At 39.1% G+C, this 18,156-nt stretch carries 15 protein-coding genes and 1 tRNA gene; 9 read left to right on the forward strand and 7 right to left on the reverse strand.

Going from position 1 to position 18,156, the window contains the following annotated elements; all coding sequences use genetic code 11:
- Nucleotides 1-120: 120 nt before the first annotated feature.
- From METHO_RS05530 to METHO_RS05540, 3 genes are all read left to right on the forward strand, one after another.
- Nucleotides 121-1,809, forward strand: a complete 1,689-nt coding sequence (locus METHO_RS05530; RefSeq protein WP_015324553.1) for a hypothetical protein — start codon at nt 121-123, stop codon at nt 1,807-1,809.
- 310 nt (nt 1,810-2,119) lie between these two features.
- A complete protein-coding gene (locus METHO_RS05535) occupies nt 2,120-3,640 on the forward strand; it encodes an AMP phosphorylase (RefSeq protein WP_015324554.1) in 1,521 nt (506 codons plus the stop codon).
- Nucleotides 3,641-3,657: 17 nt separating this feature from the next.
- Nucleotides 3,658-4,185 (forward strand): tRNA (cytidine(56)-2'-O)-methyltransferase, encoded by a 528-nt coding sequence (locus METHO_RS05540; RefSeq protein WP_015324555.1) that lies wholly within the window; start codon nt 3,658-3,660, stop codon nt 4,183-4,185.
- 132 nt (nt 4,186-4,317) lie between these two features.
- Here the strand turns inward: METHO_RS05540 and METHO_RS05545 are convergent, their stop codons facing one another.
- Nucleotides 4,318-4,557: a hypothetical protein gene (locus METHO_RS05545; protein ID WP_015324556.1), complete on the reverse strand. Its 240-nt coding sequence runs from the start codon at nt 4,555-4,557 to the stop codon at nt 4,318-4,320.
- Nucleotides 4,558-5,546: 989 nt separating this feature from the next.
- Between METHO_RS05545 and METHO_RS05550 the strand changes: the two genes are divergently transcribed.
- A complete protein-coding gene (locus METHO_RS05550) occupies nt 5,547-6,392 on the forward strand; it encodes a DMT family transporter (protein ID WP_015324557.1) in 846 nt (281 codons plus the stop codon).
- 358 nt (nt 6,393-6,750) lie between these two features.
- Here METHO_RS05550 and METHO_RS05555 read toward each other — a convergent pair whose 3' ends face one another.
- Entirely contained in the window at nt 6,751-7,479 is a 729-nt protein-coding gene (locus METHO_RS05555; RefSeq protein WP_281162793.1) for an amino acid ABC transporter ATP-binding protein, read from the reverse strand.
- Complete coding sequence (locus tag METHO_RS05560) at nt 7,460-8,152, reverse strand: amino acid ABC transporter permease (protein WP_015324559.1); 693 nt, start codon at nt 8,150-8,152, stop codon at nt 7,460-7,462. Before METHO_RS05560 ends, METHO_RS05555 begins: the two co-directional genes overlap by 20 nt.
- 497 nt (nt 8,153-8,649) lie before the next feature.
- On the opposite strand from METHO_RS05560, the gene METHO_RS13095 reads away from it, so the two are divergent.
- Entirely contained in the window at nt 8,650-11,562 is a 2,913-nt protein-coding gene (locus tag METHO_RS13095; RefSeq protein ID WP_015324560.1) for a cadherin-like domain-containing LVIVD repeat protein, read from the forward strand.
- A 578-nt stretch (nt 11,563-12,140) separates the two neighbouring features.
- On the opposite strand, the gene fae is transcribed toward METHO_RS13095, so the two are convergent.
- Nucleotides 12,141-12,644, reverse strand: a complete 504-nt coding sequence (fae, locus tag METHO_RS05570; RefSeq protein ID WP_015324561.1) for a formaldehyde-activating enzyme — start codon at nt 12,642-12,644, stop codon at nt 12,141-12,143.
- A 636-nt stretch (nt 12,645-13,280) separates the two neighbouring features.
- Here fae and METHO_RS05575 point away from each other — a divergent pair.
- Together METHO_RS05575 and METHO_RS05580 are read left to right on the forward strand one after the other, a co-directional pair.
- Entirely contained in the window at nt 13,281-13,478 is a 198-nt protein-coding gene (locus METHO_RS05575) for a hypothetical protein (RefSeq protein ID WP_015324562.1), read from the forward strand.
- A gap of 189 nt (nt 13,479-13,667) precedes the next feature.
- Complete coding sequence (locus METHO_RS05580; protein WP_245546338.1) at nt 13,668-13,892, forward strand: CDGSH iron-sulfur domain-containing protein; 225 nt, start codon at nt 13,668-13,670, stop codon at nt 13,890-13,892.
- A 107-nt stretch (nt 13,893-13,999) separates the two neighbouring features.
- Here the strand turns inward: METHO_RS05580 and METHO_RS05585 are convergent.
- The 3 genes from METHO_RS05585 to METHO_RS05595 all read right to left on the reverse strand — a co-directional run bounded on the left by METHO_RS05585 (nt 14,000) and on the right by METHO_RS05595 (nt 14,867).
- Nucleotides 14,000-14,072: transfer RNA gene (locus METHO_RS05585), tRNA-Gln, on the reverse strand.
- 53 nt (nt 14,073-14,125) lie between these two features.
- Nucleotides 14,126-14,527, reverse strand: a complete 402-nt coding sequence (locus METHO_RS05590; RefSeq protein WP_015324564.1) for a hypothetical protein — start codon at nt 14,525-14,527, stop codon at nt 14,126-14,128.
- A 13-nt stretch (nt 14,528-14,540) separates the two neighbouring features.
- Entirely contained in the window at nt 14,541-14,867 is a 327-nt protein-coding gene (locus METHO_RS05595; RefSeq protein WP_015324565.1) for a DUF2551 domain-containing protein, read from the reverse strand.
- A gap of 172 nt (nt 14,868-15,039) precedes the next feature.
- On the opposite strand from METHO_RS05595, the gene METHO_RS05600 reads away from it, so the two are divergent.
- Nucleotides 15,040-15,549 carry a hypothetical protein gene (locus METHO_RS05600; RefSeq protein WP_015324566.1) on the forward strand — a complete coding sequence of 170 codons (510 nt, stop codon included), beginning with the start codon at nt 15,040-15,042 and terminating at the stop codon, nt 15,547-15,549.
- A 1,417-nt stretch (nt 15,550-16,966) separates the two neighbouring features.
- A complete protein-coding gene (locus tag METHO_RS05605) occupies nt 16,967-18,109 on the forward strand; it encodes an MFS transporter (protein ID WP_015324567.1) in 1,143 nt (380 codons plus the stop codon).
- The last annotated feature ends 47 nt before the right edge of the window (nt 18,110-18,156 follow it).

Genomic DNA, 18,156 nt, shown 5'->3' on the forward strand with positions numbered 1-18,156 from the left:
TTTGCAATATTCTAATAAGGTACAGGACTATCACATTTTACAGCAAAATAGATACGCTACCGATCATAAGGTTTAATGTAGTCCATAATTATGTTAATATCTAAGGTGGAGGGGCTAAAATTGGATGATGAATTAACAACAAATCAAATACGTCTTTTGTATCTGATTCATAAATCTAACACTAACACAATTATCCAAGGAATAACTGTTTTCAGAAATGCTGTTTATATACTGTCGAAAAAACATATCTATTCTTATACCGATTTCAAACCCATAAATCATGGAGGTATAGGTAGTTCTTCTATTGAACTTAACTCTGATCTTAACCTGCTAATTGGAAGTAATCTCATTGAAAAAAAATTAGAGCCAGGGCCATATACTCGAATGTGTAGTCTTATAATAACAGATAAAGGAAAAGATCTCATTAAAAATTTGATTTTTGACTCAATTGACTCTTTTCTCAATGATTTAAATGCGGATGTTATGAAATCAGAAAGTCAATGTAAACCTGGTTCACTTGAATACTACACTAAAATATCAGTTAAACTGCGATCAGAAGTAAGTGTATACTTTGATATGCAAGTTCAAGGTGCAGCCAATGTAAGTTGGGAAGAAGCTTTTTTTAAATATTCAAATGAGGCACAAATACATCTTTTCTTTGTAACTTGGATACCAATAGGTCCGCTTCATTTTGAGAGGTTATATCAAGATATTAAAAGAGGGTCACCTTGCACAATTGAACAAAAAATATCGGAAAATAATGCAGAAAAATGTGATTCAAAAGAAATCAAACAAAATGAGATATGGTGTTCCAAGATTATTCAATTCAATGAATTTAGCAATTCTGACTTTATTCTAGAGAAAGATTTACATATAGAATACGTAATCGGATCACCTTTTGGAAATTTAGGTGTTGAATTACATCGTGATGGAGTAATTATTGTTGGGATTAGTACTAACGAGTTTGATGAAAATATATTAGATATCATAAAGAAAATTTCAATAAATCATTTATTTTCAATTATGAGTGACATTCAACTTGACATGTTTGTTTTTTCGAAAAGCAATGGAATTGACAAAAGAATAGACATACCTGGCAATTTCTTTGCAATATGCAACAATCATTTTTATAATAAGCTTGAAAACGAAGAGTATAAAACTAAAAACAAATTAAATAGTAATAATAAAAACTTAATTTCTTATATAAGTATATCCCATTCAAATGATGTCATAAAGCAATTGATTTATACAAATATTATCAAGACTATCGATGATCTCATAATGGAATTGTTCCTTTTGTTGTGGGCAATTTGGAATCGTGATTTACAGAGCTTAAACAGCGAACTCATGGAAAATATAGATGCAAAAAGATTAAAATCAATAAAAGATAGGACCAATAAGATTCGAAAAGATCTTATTGATATAAATTTGATTTCAGAGTATCTCCACGAAGTAATTTCCCATAAACGAAGCGAAATTTATAAGATGCCAGATTTCAAAAAAGAAAAGATTGATTTATTACAATGGAAACTTAATGACTTAAATCGCTTAGTAAAATCTTCTATAGATTACCATGACAAAACTAACGAGCTAATAAGTGCACATTATGAAGATATTAATTCAGAGTATGATCAAAAAAGAAATCTATCGATGAACTTTTTAAATTCAATAGTTTCTGCTACTGTTGTATCCAGTATTTTATTGGAATTTATGCCAAATTTCCGAGCAGTGTTAATTCTTCTTCCAGCTTTGTCAATCTTAGGCTATATAGCATATAAAATAATTATGTATTTTCATTCAAATATGTAGTATTACAATTTTGGGCTCTCTTCAACATCGTGTGGGTAATTGCATCACCAGTATATCACCAATGCCCCATATAATAACAATTCACTGTATACTAAATATCCGCTGAAATTAGGAATCAACATCATGTAGCGTAGTTGTCAAGGCCACCAAAAAATGTTCAGTAAATCAGAACACTCTTTTACTCCAAATCCCTTCCGAATTTTCCCATTCAATGCTGTGGAGAGCCCAATTTTTCTCCTTTCCTTCTTTCCCATCCCCTAAACATATTTATCCGATCCTGCCTTCTCTTATCTAAGAAGGTGGAAATAAAATGCAGTTAAAAGTACAGCCTATTGATATCAAGGTCGGTAAATTCAAGGTGGTTTTGAATAATCTGGATGCCAAGGAGCTTGGCGTCAATCCCGGGGACAGGGTCAGGATAAAGAATCATACGACTGTTACTGCTATTGTTGATTTCACGGAGGATATGATCTCTCCGGGGATGATCGGACTTTATCATGAGGTGCAGGAACAGCTGCACAGGGAATGGACAGAGACCGTGGAAGTGGAGCCTGCCGAGAAGCCCAAGTCTGCACGTATCATCAGGAAGGTCATGGATCAGCAGAAGCTTACCAAGGAAGAAATCTATGAGCTTGTAAAGGATATTACGGAAGAGAACCTCACCGATATAGAGGTCTCAGCATTCCTTACTGCTTCCTATATAAATGATATGACAGAGGAAGAGACCGAATGGCTGACCAGGGCCATGGTGGATTCCGGAGAGAAGATAGAGTTTGACATGCATCCCATTGTGGACAAGCACTCTATCGGAGGCGTACCAGGCAACAAGATCACCCTGCTCATAGTGCCTATCGTGGCAGCCAATGGCCTGCTCATACCAAAGACCAGCTCCAGGGCAATAACAGGGGCCGGAGGCACTGCCGATCTCATGGAAGTACTGGCTCCCGTGGAATTCACTGCATCCCAGATCAAGGAAATGACCCAGAAGGTCGGAGGTGTCATAGTATGGGGAGGAGCCACCAACATAGCCCCTGCCGATGATAAACTCATCAAGGTGGAATATCCACTCTCCATAGATCCCCACTGCCAGTTGCTCGCATCCATCATGGCAAAGAAGAGTGCAGTGGGAGCGGACAAAGTGGTCATAGACCTGCCCATGGGTTCCGGTACCAAGATACCGGATATGGCTACCGGACGCAAGCTCGCCCGGGACCTCATGAGTCTGGGAGAGCGTCTGGGCATGGAAGTTGACTGTGCCCTTACCTATGGTTCATCACCTGTGGGAAGGACCATCGGTCCGGCCCTGGAAGTTCGGGAAGCTCTTAAAGTGCTGGAAAGCATGGAAGGTCCTAACAGCTTTATTGAGAAAAGTGTTGGCCTTGCAGGTATGCTTCTGGAGATGGGCGGTGCAGCAGCCCGGGGACAGGGACACGACCTGGCACTGGAGACTCTCCAAAACGGTAAAGCTCTGGCCAAGTTCAAGGAGATCATAGCCATACAGGGTGGCGATCCCAACGTAACCAGCAACGATATACAAATCGGTGAATTCAGTGCAGAGGTAAAAGCTCCCAGCAATGGATATATCATTGAGTTCCGCAACAAGCGCATAGTACAGATCGCAAGGCTGGCGGGTGCGCCAAACGACAAAGGCGCTGGTGTGTATATCCATAGAAAACTTGGCGAATCCGTAAAGCAGGGTGAACCCGTTATAACCATCTATGCAGAAAAAGAGGCAAAACTGCAGGCAGCTCTCAAGAGTGCCAGACAGGACCCCCCATTGATCGTGGAAGGCATGCTTATTGAAAGGCTGACCGATATCCGCGAGGTTTAACGGGTACAGTGAACATCATGCAAAGAATAGTGATCTTACGTCTAGGACACAGGGCCTTCAGGGACAAGCGTATAACCACGCATGTAGGGCTGACCGCCCGGGCCCTTGGCGCTGAAGGCATGCTGCTTGCCTCTGATGACCCCAGCATCAAGCAGAACATCGAGGATGTGGCTGCCCGCTGGGGCGGTGATTTCTATGTCACCAATGACGTGAACTGGAAGCATGAGATACGGAAATGGAAAGACGCAGGCGGAAAGGTCTGCCATCTTTCTATGTATGGCATAAACCTTCCGGACGCTGTGGATGAGATAAGACAATGTGAGCAGCTCATGATAGTTGTGGGTGCAGAAAAGGTACCTTCTGAGATATACGATCTTGCTGACTGGAACATTGCAGTGGGTAACCAGCCCCATTCCGAAGTCGCAGCTATTGCCATAACAATGGACCGCATAGCTGCCATGGATCCTCTTAAAAATCAGTTATCAGGAGGACAACTATCCATAGTGCCCATGGAACGAGGAAAAAAGGTTATCGAAAGACAGTGATCTGCCAGGCTTTCTACAATAGCCCAAAAAGTAATAATATATGATCAAAAAGTCAGGAGATGCAACAACTATTGCACCTCTTGGTATTTAAATACTTATTGACAACAATGAATCTTGACACCATCAATAATATTAGATGGTTGTCTTGTTTATAGTTTCGTTAACAATTTCTGTGGTCTCGTTAACAATTGTGGTTGTGGTCTCTGCTACTATAGGCACTACTGTTTCGTTTACGGTAGTGTTTATAGTTTCCTTTACCGTTGTTGTGGTATTGTTCACAGTTTCTTCTACGTTCTTGTCTGCGCAACCGGAAAAGGCCACAAAGCCTATAACCAGCAGTCCCAATAATAGGAAGTTGAATATTTTCTTCAAAGTAGTCACCTAGCTTGTTAATTAATATACATTTATATGAAGTGTCGATTTAGGACCAGCAGGTTTAGCACCATTGTGGAATCCGGCTTTTAAACCCATTAGCCATAATTTCGAACATTTGACTATTTATTATCTATATAGCACGTATTGCTCTATAGTATAGGTGAATAGCATAATATCGATCTGTTATATATCTTTCGGTTTTGTATCCGGATCGGTAAATTACATGCCGGATGGATTTTAAATAATTTAGTTTAAGTAAAATATAATTTTTTGTTTTGCAATTGTGCATCTGAATGGGGCATGAATATTTATGAAAGTATTATTTTTATCTATCTCGTGTAATACAATATCCTGCAGCATAATATTCTTTTGTTCAAAGGACATGAGAATTCAGCTCTCTTAGATCTTCTATGGTTTCAAAATATTAACCTGATCGAGCTCTTTTCTAAATGTTTCCGCAGGTATTGGCAGGTATAGCCTTATACTGATAATATTATAGTTAAACACCGATGGTTTGTAACTTATGAATGCTAAAATCGCATTCAATAGATGGTGATGTTAATACCATAAGTTTCAAACAAATGGTTAATAACTATAATTTGAGAGGATTTCAAAAAACCCCGTTATTTTAAAATTATCTTATAGCGTATATAAATTATCAAATAAAAAAGCGCGGTTATTGAAATCCTATTTGATCTATTAGAAGTCTCTCTCTGTTATTGTTTTAATCCCGATTCATTTCCTACTGAAAACCATTTTTAACGCAAAGACGTAAGGTTGCAAAGACGCAAAGCTTGTTATATGCTTCTTTGCGCCTTCGCGTCCTTGCGTTGATAAAAAATTATGCAGATCGATTAAAAAAGAGGTTTATCGAAATTCTCTGTGATTGTTTTCCAGAGGTCCAAAAAGAACTATAAGTATAAAGTCATGTGCATACAAGCATATTTTGCAAAGTGCTTGGATCTTGAAATCACCGGAGAAATCAAATGGTACCTATAGAAACTCTTGCTATTCTTATTGGACTTGTATCTGCATTGTCATGGGGTGCAGGGGATTTTATAGGAGGGTTTGCTACCAGAAGGACAAGCGCGTATTCTGTGGTTCTGGTCACTCAAATAATAGGTATTATTATATTCCCGATCCTTGCATTTGTATTTTCAGAGAGCATACCTCCGTTAAACAATCTTTTGTGGGGTGCTTTTGCAGGATTTTTTGGAGCTGCAGGGTTGATAGCACTATATATGGGTCTGGCCAAAGGCAAAATGAGTATAGTTTCTCCTCTGGCTGCAGTAATATCAGTGATCATACCTGTAATATATTCAGCTTTAAATGAAGGTATACCTTCTATTTTTAAGATCATGGGTTTTATTTTTGCATTTATTGGCATATGGTTCATTGTTAACGTGGACCTTGGATCCAATTTAAAATTAACATATCTGGAATATCCCCTGCTTGCAGGTATATTATTTGGTTTGTTCTTTATATCCATTGATAATTTCAGTGCTGCTGCAATTTACTGGCCATTGACGGTTTCAAGGATCACAGCATTTTTCATGCTCACAGGATTTATGATGTTCACAAAAACTGTCAGTAAAACCACACTTAATGTAATTCTGGCAGTTATCCTTGCAGGATTGTTTAACACAGGAGGTGCTATCTTGTTTGCTCTGGCCTCAGAAGCTGGGAGATTGGATGTTGCCACAATCCTGTCATCGCTAAGCCCCGCAGTTACAGTGTTGTTGGCATGTATTGTATTAAATGAACAACTTGCTCCGCGTCAATGGATAGGGGTGATAGCCTCCCTGATCGCTATAATCCTTATATCCATCTGAACTTTGGTGAACATCTCGGGCATATGGTGTCAGCTACAGAGGAGTCGATGAAAAGGCTTTTTTTCTGAGAAAGGCCCTATGCAGAAGTTCTTATAATTAAATTTGATAGTACCCCAGTGGGTTTTGCAGTTTTCTTCCATAACTTTTCTACATTTCCTGGAAAACCCGGATTATATCTGGAGGATATATGCGTGCGGAGCACTGTGAAAAAGGGGTTTTAGCTGCTTTGTTCACTGCATGTGTCCGCATAGCCAGGGAATCTGATTGCGGTCACATGCAATGGAGTGCTTTGGATTGGAACCCGGCATGTAAGTTCTATGAAAGGTTCGATGCCCGGACCCTTAAAACATCTCTGGCACTAAAGCACCTTGCTCAGGAAAGTGATGGTCCGCTCATTTTGCGCATGGTTGAATATATCCTGCGGAGTTCCTTCTTCCACTATCATGCCATCATCCATGAATAACACTCTGTCACTTACTTCCCTGGCAAATCCCATCTCATGGGTAACCACTATCATCGTCATTCCTATTTTTGCAAGGTCGTTCATCACGTTCAACACCTCCCCTACCATTTCAGGATCAAGGGCCGAGGTTGGTTCATCGAAAAGCATGACTTTAGGGCGCATTGCCAGAGCTCTTGCTATTGCAACACGCTGCTTCTGTCCGCCGGAGAGAGCAACAGGATACACGTGTGCTTTATCTTCCAACCCAACCTTGCGCAATATTTCCAGTGCTCTTTTTTCTGCTTCTTCCTTAGACAGTTTCCTTACTTTGATAAGGGCAAGGGATACATTTTCAAGGGTTGTTTTATGCGGGAACAGATTGAAATGCTGGAATACCATTCCGGCTTCCTCTCTGATCCTATTGATATCAATATGGGGCTCGGTTATTTTATTTCCATCTATCCATATATCTCCCGATGTGGGCTGTTCCAGAAGATTGATACACCGCAGGAAAGTACTTTTTCCGGATCCGGAAGGACCTATCACGCAGACGACTTCACTTTCCTTCACATTGACCGATATCCCTTTGAGGACCTGAAGATCTCCAAAGCTTTTGTATAGATCCTTAACTTCTATCACTGACACCCAGCCTCCTTTCAGAATATGCAACCAGCCTGGAAATTGCAAGGGTCATCACCAGGTACATCAGTGCTATAGCGATGTACACAGGGAAAGATGCAAAGGTCCTTGAAATATAAAGCTGACCATTCTTTAGCAGTTCATGCACTCCGATTACAGCGAGCAAGGAAGAATCTTTGAGAAGAGCTATGAATTCATTACCAAGGGGTGGAATTATTCTTCTGAAGGCCTGGGGAAGAATGATCTCTTTCATTGCTATTCTTTCTGTCATACCTAAAGAGCGTGCAGCTTCCATCTGGCCTTTGTCTATGGACTGGACACCTGAACGCACGATCTCTGCAATGTAGGCACCGCTGTTTATACTGCACACAATGACACCTGCAAGGATGGGGTCTATTGACAGAGGTCTACCTGTTACATTTGAGAAAAGACCGGGAATGCCATAGTAAAAAAGCAGGATCTGCACCAGCAGTGGCGTTCCTCTTATGAAGTCCACATAAGCAATGGAAGGATAACGGAAGATCTTTTTACGTGATAATTTTCCAAGTCCTGATATTGTTCCAAGTATAAGACCAAATAATACACCCAGGCTTGTGACCTCGATGGTCACCATAGATCCCAGGAGAAGATCAGGGAACACTTTGATTATGTGACCGATATATTCGTCCAGGAGTGACAACTTGACTACCTCGAAATGGATAGGGAAATATTGGAAAAACTGTTTTTATAGCAGCAATACATGGGCTAAATATAAACATAGCGATAAGGACTACTTTTAAGAGGAGACCATCTAATTAGCTCCAAATGATCCTTATTCTAATTAGACAATAACTTTTGAAGGATATAACAGCATATTGAAGCACTTCCTGGTAAGTTTGAGGCGAAAATAAAAATATTTGCTAAAATATATATACTGCCTTATCTCACATATCTTATATCTGCAGGTGTGCTGGAATTTTGTCAATTATCTGAATTGCAGTTATTTGTCAAACATTAGTATTACTATTCAATATAATAATGGCACATTTTGTAATAAATATTATATTTTGTACCTAGAAAGTTTTAAAAAGAGAAAATGCCTGTTTTTTTCTTGACATCTGTAGAAAGAAACATATAGGTATATGAGTATACACTGAGATGGCTTTAACTTCCTTATAACGCGTGGAGTGGGCGTGTATGCAAATAAGATCAAGTAGGTTAATTTGTTCTGTAATTGTAGTGCTGTTGCTGCTACTGACTTCAGGAGTCAGTTTAGCTGATGACATTAATGTAGAATTAGTAAGTCACTTTGGTGGTAGCATTAATGATGTTGCGATCCGGGGGGATTATGCATATCTCGGACAGGGACAGGATTTAGTTGTGCTGGATATTGCTGCTGTTGATAAACCATTCGAAGTAGGAAGAATAGTTACTCCATCAGTAGTGATCGATGTTACTGTCTTAGATAATTATGCCTATGTAGCCGATGGTAGTAGTGGTCTTCTAATTATAGATATTACTAATCCTTCCTCACCAACAATTGTGGGCAGTTATGACACCACCGGTCATGCATATGGCATTGTTGTAGCAGGTAATTATGCCTACGTAGCTGATGGTAGCAACGGTCTTGCGATTGTGGATGTCACAAATCCTGCAGCACCTATTCCTAAAGGTAGTTATGACACTGGTAGTTATGCACATGGTGTTGCTGTAGCAGGTAATTATGTCTGCGTCGCCGATTCAGACAATGGCCTTGTTATCATGGATATCACTAATCCCACCGCACCAACACTCACGGGTAGTTATAATACAGCCGGTCATGCATATGGCATTGTTGTATCTGGCAATTATGCCTATGTAGCCGATGCCGAAGGCGGTCTTGTGCTTGTAGATATTAGTAATCCATCCTCACCAACCCTTGCAGGCAGTTATGATACTAATGATTATGCAGAGGGTGTTGTTGTAGCAGGTAATTATGCCTATGTAGCCAACAGTGGCAGGGGTCTTGTGGTTTTGGATATCAGTAATCCATCATCATTAGCACTTGTGAGTACTTACTATACTTATGCACATGCTGTTGCGGTGTCCGGTAATTATACATATGTAGCCGCTGGTGACAATGGTCTTCTTATTGTGGATATTATCAATCCTTCATCACCAGCACTGGCAGGAAATTATGGTACTGTTGGTAGTGCAGGAGCTGTTGATGTATCAGGTAATTATGCCTACTTAGCAAGCGGCGGTAGTGACTATGTTCTTTTAAGTATTGTGAATGTCACATCTACTTCCTCACCAACACTTACAGGCAGCTATAATCTTTATGCTGATAATGGAATTGGTGTTACTGTCTCAGGCGATTATGCCTATATAGGCGTAGGTTTCCCTGGTCTTTCAATTTTGGATATCAGTGATCCGGCCTCACCGAGACATGTGAGTGATTATGGAGAATTTGGTCCTCTTAATTATACGGCAGTTGTTGTTGTATCAGATAATTATGCCTATATACCCAGGGAAAATGGCCTTGAAATTTTGGATATTAGTGATCCTTCGTCACCAATATTTGTAGGCAGGTATGATACTGCTGGTAGTGTAGGAGCTGTTGATGTATCAGGCAATTATGCTTACGTAGCCGACGAAAATGGTCTTTATATTGTGGATATCAAAGATAAATCCACACCAACTTTTGTAGGAAGCTATGATACTGCTGGTTATGTATCAGGGGTTGCCGTCTCAGGTAATTATGCCTATGTAACTAGTACCGTTTATTTAGACGATGCTTACCAGAGCCATTTTGAAATTTTGGATATTACCAATCCTTCATCACCAACACTTGTAGGAAATTATGATACTACTGATTATGCACGGGTTGTTGATGTATCAGGTAATTATGCTTACGTAGCTGATGAAAACGGTCTTTATATTGTGGATATCAGTGATAACTCTGCACCAACTTTAGTAGGAAGTTATGATATTGCTGGTTATGTATCTGATGTTGCTGTCTCAGATAACTATACCTACGTGGCCACTGGCGAGAATGGTCTTGTCATCCTGCGTGTAGACGGAGCACCTGTACTTGCAGCAATTGGCACTAAATCTGTCAATCTGAAAGAGCTACTTGCATTCACTGTTTCTGCAACAGGTTCTGATAATGATACTATAACCTACTCTGCGACAGGTCTGCCAAAGGATGCCACTTTTAATGTTGCTACGGCTGCATTCAAGTGGACTCCCGATTATGGTGATGCTGGAGTATATAATGTCACCTTCACAGCAACTGCTAATGGCCGTAGTGACTCCGAAACCATAAATATAGTTGTGGGTAGCACTGCATTGCCTGATTCGGTAGGTGTGTATAACAATCAGGCCACCTGGGCTCTCTGGAGCAGGATTCACAATTCTGTCAATATAGTAGGATTCGGCTGGCCTGGTACTGAACCAATTGTAGGTGACTGGAATGGAGATGGGCTCACTGAGTTAGGTATCTACAACCGTGCCGGTAACAATTTCCTGCTCCAGAGCGAGTCTGTCTTTGATATAATCGGTCTTGGATGGAAGGGTGTCACTCCTGTCGTGGGAGACTGGAACGGAGATGGTGACGATGATGTGGGTGTCTATAACAACGAAGGCACGTGGGCACTATGGAACACCAATGCTAACTCTGCAGACATCGTGGGCTTCGGCTGGCCGGGTACCGAGCCGATAGTAGGTGACTGGAACGGCGATGGGGTTACTGAAGTGGGAATCTACAACAGAGGAGGTAATAACTTCCTGGTCCAGACAGATTCCGGATTCGAGGTCATTGGACTGGGATGGTCGGGTGTTACACCTGTAGTAGGTGACTGGAATGGTGATGGCGCTGACGAGGTTGGTGTGTATAACAATGAAGGTACTTGGGCTCTGTGGAACACCGACACCAATTCCGTTGATATCGTGGGCTTCGGATGGCAAGGCACCAAACCGATGGTAGGTGACTGGGATGGAGATGAAGTTACTGAAGTGGGTATTTACAACACTGGGGGTAATAATTTCCTGATCCAGAATGATTCTGGCTTTGATATCATTGGCCTTGGATGGGCAGGTGTGACTCCAGTTGTGGGCAACTGGGGTTAAAACCTTGTCTTTTCCTCAAACACTGGCTTAAGCATATCAAAGTAAAGATCATCACATCTATCCAGTTTGATCGGTTAGTCCTGACAAGCTCTGGTTGGTATGGGTGTGCAAGGAGTGTGTCTTTGTAGGCATAGATATATTATATATTCCGCAGATGTCCTGGAATTTTGCTAATTATCTGAATTGCAGTTATTTGTCAAAAGTTAATAATACTATTTAATATAATAATAACATATATTGTGCTAAATATTGGACTTGATTCGTATAAATTGCTGAAAAGAGAAAATGTCTGTTTTTTTTATGACATCTGTGGAAAGTGAGCTGTTATTCTTGTCTCACTGCTCTGAAGCGTAGTTCCAAAACTAACTATCTGTATCAATATCAAGAAATCTGCACTCATTGACCAAAATCTAATAGGTCTCTGAGCACTGTAGGAGCTACGGTAATAGCCTGTGAGCTTGTGAACTACGGTTCAAGGGATGAAGCAGGAAGCAACTCGGTCTTTAGCCTAGTGGTAGTTCACGGTTTTGAATTGAAAAAGATAAGCATCCTGCGATTTTGCTCGCAGGAAATCTTTTTTAAGCAAATGGGTGCTCTGCTGAGTCCTTCTTTGCAAGTGCCTCATCAACTGTTGGAGTTCTATCGATAGCACGCTTTATTGCAAGCTTTGTTGCTTCGTAGTTGAACTTGTAGATCTTTTCCTTGTCCGTTGCATCCCATTCGATAAATACTGAAACAATGACAAGAAGATTCTCTGCTTCTTCTTTTGGAATAACGCTGTCAGCCACACTGTCCATTACAGCTTTTGCAATAGCTGCCTGTGCAGGTCCGAACATCAGGGAAGCCTGGGTTGCGTTCTTTATGGTTACCTTGTTCACCAGAAGTGTTGCTGGTTTTGGCATAACATTTGGTTCGAGTACTGCAAGTAATGGGGAATGACCCCGTTGTGGGTTTGCAAGTGCGTTCATGAATGCGTTCTCAACTGCACTTCCCTTTGTACCGATAACAAGATCGATGTGTGCAACTTCAGGTCCTTCTCCTACCAATGCTTCGCCAATAAGACTCTGTGTTATTTTTGTCATGTTCATTTCTCCTTTTGGACTTTGTAGAATTACCCACATTGAATGCTCAAATTCAGATGGCTCGAACATCTATGTATTTTGGATTACATCTTAAATGTTCTCTACAATGCCGTCTTAAACACCCTAATTACTAATAGTAATTTAAATACTTAACCTAACCATTTAGTAATCAGGTGAGAATTCATGGGAAAATTAGAACGCAGTCCAATAGATAACGCGATCAAAATAATAAGCAAGAAATGAACTCTTCACATTATAAGAGATACGTTCTGCGGAAGCAAACACTTTAATGATTTTTAAAGCAGGGCATTTGTGGCATATGAACTTGAAAATGCAGAAGCCTATATGGCTGCTGCATTCCCTTGGAGAAATATAATTAAGCGTGAAACCCCTGAGTCTTTAGCGGGGAATGGTTTACATGAGTTACAGAGAAGCCCCAAGAGCCGTTTTCTTTTGTTCACTAAATTTAAGAGGTGGCAATGGTCATAAACCCCTGTATGCGGCCGGATTTACACCAAAACAGCAAATGAAGCTTAGAGGCAGTAACAGAAAGACTTAAATTATCAATCATTATAAATTATTCTCATGATTGTTTATTAAAATTTTATTTATATACCATAAGGCTGTTTTCGTGTTATGTTTGAAAAATACTGGTCTTTATTCCTTACAGCCGCTATTGGCCTTATCATCGTTGAGCATCCTTACCTGGGAATTAGATTATCTTTCATAGGCTTCGCTTTAGCGAGACATAAAGTAGATTATGTACATGTGGACACATTCTCCGTAGATGTACAAAAACACGAATCTCTTGAGAGTTATGCCAGCATCCAGTAAATTCTTTTTTTTCTAAAAGGTAATTAGTATCCAGGCATATTTCTGCTGGATACAATTCGCCTACAAGCCGCCTACAGGCGCACGGGAAACACTTGTTGGTAACCAAGACCCTCCTCGCAGGAGCATATCCAAAAATCGAGGCATGAAAAGGAATATGAACTTAAGAATATTAGTATAAGTGGAGGAATTATGATGACTGCAGTAGAAGATACGGCATCTCATAAAAAGGCGTCCATACAGATAAGTAAAAATGGCCCTTATATCGTAAAAAATATAGACAATCTCATCAATTCAGATGGTGTTTTTTTAACGACCTCTATCGTAATGGCTTTGTGCAGATGCGGCGGATCCGATAATAAACCTTTCTGTGATGGCACACATATTGCTATTAACTTTAAAGATGATGAGATCTAGCCTCGCCTGTCTTACACAAAAAGAAATAACCACACTTCCACAATCGCTATAGGTCTAAAAGAAGCACAAAAAGCAGTAACAACTTGTGACTATTAGAAGTATTTTGATAGCCCGGCACGGATTCGAACCGAGGTTGCGGGATCCAGAGTCCTGCATGATTGACCACTACACTACCGGGCTACGGTGAATGTATTCTATTAACTGCATATTTCGTATATTAATGTGTCGCTTTATTACAAGCTGTCAGGATTTTCGTTCAGGACAGCTGTCCACCACCACCTTGCCATATCCAGCAGATCTTTACTGAACTGGCCTGAAAGACGATATTCACGATTCCGGTTTGATATTAATCCTGCTCCAAGTAACTTATTGCGCATGGAATAAAAAGAGCCACGATCAACTCCTAGCTGTTCCATGATCTCTTTCCACTCATTTGATCTCAGAGGATTACCACTCTTCTGGCGCTCTTCTATCATCAGGAGGAATTTCTGTCCCCTCGTGGCAGTAGCTTCTTCCTGGAACAAGCGCCTCATAAGACTATAATATGGATCTCGTGAATGTGTGATCCTTGCATTAGAGTCAGACCTAAGCACAATTGTGGTCGATGTTCTTGGAGCATCTTTTACAATGGACATTTATTGAGACATCTCAGATGCCAGTTACCTGGCCATTCTTTGATTCAAGTTCAGTGCGCAAGAGGTCTGCATATTCTTCCTTCAAAGAATATACTATCGGTGTTTTGTAAGATTCTTTATAAGATCTGAGTATGCCAAGTTTTGAATAGATATATCCTACCATTGAGGCAACAGCGCTTCTTGAAATCTCGAACTTCGAATTGATGCTCTGATGCAGTTCATCTACTGTGGTCTTTTGCACCTGTAAGAACACAGATAGAATGTGGGTGCGCAAACCATTTACATCCAACTCGATAAAAGTCTGAAGTCTCCGTTTTATTTTGGATTTTATCGAATCCATAGTTTCACCTCTGCCTAAGCATTAAAAGTTATTATCCTTTAAAGTATAAAAAAGTTTGTAATAAAAGAGTGTGAGGTGCGTAAAAATGCGTCAAAGGTGCTTAGATAAGCGATAAATAACGATAAGGTTATCAATGAAGATTAAGATATCCATGGAATAATGTGATAGCCTAATGCTCTTTAAATACGATTCTTCTAATAATTTCCTGCAGGTGGATAACACTATAGTTCCATCGTATGACTTGACCAAAAACCCCATAGGTACATGTAGCTTCTGCGATGCTCAGATTATAAGCCAGAGCCATCATTACCTTGGAAATGATATAGCAGTTGTTGCCTGCTGTGAAAAATGCGGCGCTTCTTTTATCAATTTGTATGACAGGGAATGGAACTGGTTAAGTGAACAGCCCATCTCTCACTTTTTTTCCTATACGGAATCAAATATGCATGAAAAAGGCGAGTCTAATAAAGCAAGGATCTCGGACAGGTCCGTTTTAGAGGTATATTACACGGATCTTTCAAAAGTGCCACTGAACAAGCTCAATACAATATTCTCTCCTTCGGAGATCGAAGCTATGTTTTCCAAATCCCTGGGGGAAAAATATGTGAGGCAATACCTATACAGGGCTCGCAAGAAGTACAAAAAGTTCCAGGATGTATTTGGGATCACTTTAGATATCTAACTCCAGTCTCACTTTTTGTTATCAGAGGATTAACAGTTTATAAAAAGAAACTGTTTAAATATTAACATAGCACTATGTTAAAAAAACAAACAATTACTAAAATAATTAACTGCCATTGTTTTTTTAGAAGTTTTGCTACAAATTTTGTTTTTATATGCTGTGACTAAAAATAGTTACACAATAAATTTAAACATGGTCTGCAGAATGTTAATTATTAAGTAATTTTAATTAGTTACAGTCTAGTTTTATTTATTAAACTTCAAGTTCAGCATTTTTTTAAAATAGTGGTGTATAAAATACAACTATTATTTATTTTTATTATTCATACAGAACTTTGTATCCAATTAAAGTTTACAACTTAATAAAAATAATCAATGTATGTCCAGTTAACTGAGAGTAAAAAAGTAAGGTAAATAATATAACAATAAAAACAATAGGTACTAAAATTATATCCATTTGAATGGTAGCCAGTAAAATGTTGTATGCAAAATCACTCTGTCTATCATGTTCATCAACAGAAAATATATAGCCTGATTCATTCATATAGTATATATGATCAACTGTTTTGGCTTGCAAAATTGGCACTTTTTGTGAACACGACAATTACATATACTATATGAATATGGGTTTTCTCAACTGCAACCCCCCCATTTACTGCATGATTTAGTACAAGATCCGCATAGATTACTATTTTTGCAAGTTATTCATAATGTCAATAGGAATAAGATCGCTTGACTACAATAATATATCTCCTTAAATACCAATTGCATGAATTGTAGTTTTTTAGCTATGTGTATTTTAGCCCATTTAGCTCAAAAGGGGTAGACTAAACAGGTCGAAAAGTATATTATACACATAGCTAAATAAAAATAGCTTTAGCATTTTTAATTTTTTATTGAAAATAACGAGCAAAAATAATATAACTATCTCCATTGAGGGTCTGGTATCAGCACTCAGAAAAAAAAATATTGAATCAAGCATATGTAATTTTTGCATTTATCTATATTGTAACTTATGAATTAATATTATATGTGTACATAATTTCTTAATTTACGACTCTTACTACTTATCTAGTTTGATGTATATACTCATTAGTATGTTTTGTTACAAACATTTATTTTAAAGTAGATATTATATAATATACTTTTAGTTATTCTTTTTGCAAATTAGTTATTTTAAAGTAAATACTTTAAAATATATATTCTATGTATTCAACATGTTATATATTTAATAGATTATATATTTAATATATTATATATTATCCATGTTGTATATTTAATATCGTAAAAATAATTTCAAAATAGTTGAAACTTTACTCTTTTAAAATTTGCACAATAATAAAGACAGCGGAATAATTAATATCTGTGAATACATTGCAAGTTTAGATTTATTATTCAATTTTTAGGTATGAACATACATGAAAAAAGATCGATTCCTTGTATATGCCACGGTGTTCCTAATAATGGGATTATCCAACGCTGTTATACCAGTATTGCCCGAGCTGGCATCCAGGGACCATATGTCCCATAGTGCCTTAGCTTCTTCCTTACTGTTTTCTGCATATTTTATTGGTGCACTGGTTACGATGTTGCCTTTTGGCCTTCTTTCTGACAGGTATGGCAGAAAGAGACTTATTGTTTTCAGTATGTTTCTCACATCTATTTCAGGAATTATGTTGCTGGAACTACAAGACACTTATTGGCTCACTCTTGCAAGGCTTATAGAAGGTACTGCATGCGGAGCTTTTTTTCCTTCAGCACATTCGTTACTCTCAGAATACCGAGAGAAAAGCAGATTCTTTGGCGAATTTAATTTTCTGCTCAATGCCGGTTTGGCAGCAGGTGTTGTTATTTCGGGGTATGTCGCACAGGACTACATCAAAGGAGGTATCTTCCTGTTCACGGTAGCTTCGATCTTATTACTATTCATAGGCATCCGGGAGCTATACCATGCAAAAAAAGTGAGAGATAACACAACCAGCAGCTCAGTCAATCTTCAAATACACTCTGTTTCCGAGATAAGAGATCTATCTTTTAGAAAAAATTATCTTATGATCTGGTCAAGTTCATTTTTGCTTTTTGGAGTTACAGGAGTGGTACTTTCCCTATATCCGGATTATAGTGCAGGCCTTTTGAACAAGGCGGAACTTGGTATGGCCCTTGCAGGGATGTACGCAAGTTCAATGATAACCACTCTTATTGCAGGAAGACTTCGGCTGCATTATGGCATAATGATCCGAAGTGGGGTTATCCTTGCTGCACTGGGTACTATACTCGCAGTGTATTATCCGATATACGGTTTCATTCTGATAGGTATAGGATCGGGCATAGGCCTGATAGGTCTTCCGGTTGCAGTATCTTATATGCAGAATGACAGGGGCCTTTTGATGGGCATATTCAACACATATACCTACGCCGGCATGGGATTCATGCCTATCATCGCAGGTGCACTGGTACCAGAGATGGGCTTCAGAATGGTTTTTTTCTTTTGCAGCCTTGCCCTTTGTCTACCCCTGTTAATGAAAAACAGAGTGGAAAGTGAGAGAAAAGTACAGATCTGATTTTATATCAGGCCCATCTCTTTTCTCGCCGTACATAAAATAGAAAC

Origin of the sequence: Methanomethylovorans hollandica DSM 15978 (assembly GCF_000328665.1) — an archaeon.
GTDB classification, from domain to species: Archaea; Halobacteriota; Methanosarcinia; order Methanosarcinales; family Methanosarcinaceae; genus Methanomethylovorans; species Methanomethylovorans hollandica.

Bases quoted from the DNA above. Each gene is read 5' to 3' on its own strand.
- fae (WP_015324561.1), bottom strand. From the start codon at position 12,644: ATGACAAAAATAACACAGAGTCTTATTGGCGAAGCATTGGTAGGAGAA.
- METHO_RS05550 (WP_015324557.1), top strand. From the start codon at position 5,547: ATGGTACCTATAGAAACTCTTGCTATTCTTATTGGACTTGTATCTGCA.
- METHO_RS05575 (WP_015324562.1), top strand. From the start codon at position 13,281: ATGTTTGAAAAATACTGGTCTTTATTCCTTACAGCCGCTATTGGCCTT.
- METHO_RS05600 (WP_015324566.1), top strand. From the start codon at position 15,040: ATGCTCTTTAAATACGATTCTTCTAATAATTTCCTGCAGGTGGATAAC.
- METHO_RS13095 (WP_015324560.1), top strand. From the start codon at position 8,650: ATGCAAATAAGATCAAGTAGGTTAATTTGTTCTGTAATTGTAGTGCTG.
- METHO_RS05605 (WP_015324567.1), top strand. From the start codon at position 16,967: ATGAAAAAAGATCGATTCCTTGTATATGCCACGGTGTTCCTAATAATG.
- METHO_RS05595 (WP_015324565.1), bottom strand. From the start codon at position 14,867: ATGGATTCGATAAAATCCAAAATAAAACGGAGACTTCAGACTTTTATC.
- METHO_RS05535 (WP_015324554.1), top strand. From the start codon at position 2,120: ATGCAGTTAAAAGTACAGCCTATTGATATCAAGGTCGGTAAATTCAAG.
- METHO_RS05580 (WP_245546338.1), top strand. From the start codon at position 13,668: ATGATGACTGCAGTAGAAGATACGGCATCTCATAAAAAGGCGTCCATA.
- METHO_RS05540 (WP_015324555.1), top strand. From the start codon at position 3,658: ATGCAAAGAATAGTGATCTTACGTCTAGGACACAGGGCCTTCAGGGAC.
- METHO_RS05590 (WP_015324564.1), bottom strand. From the start codon at position 14,527: ATGTCCATTGTAAAAGATGCTCCAAGAACATCGACCACAATTGTGCTT.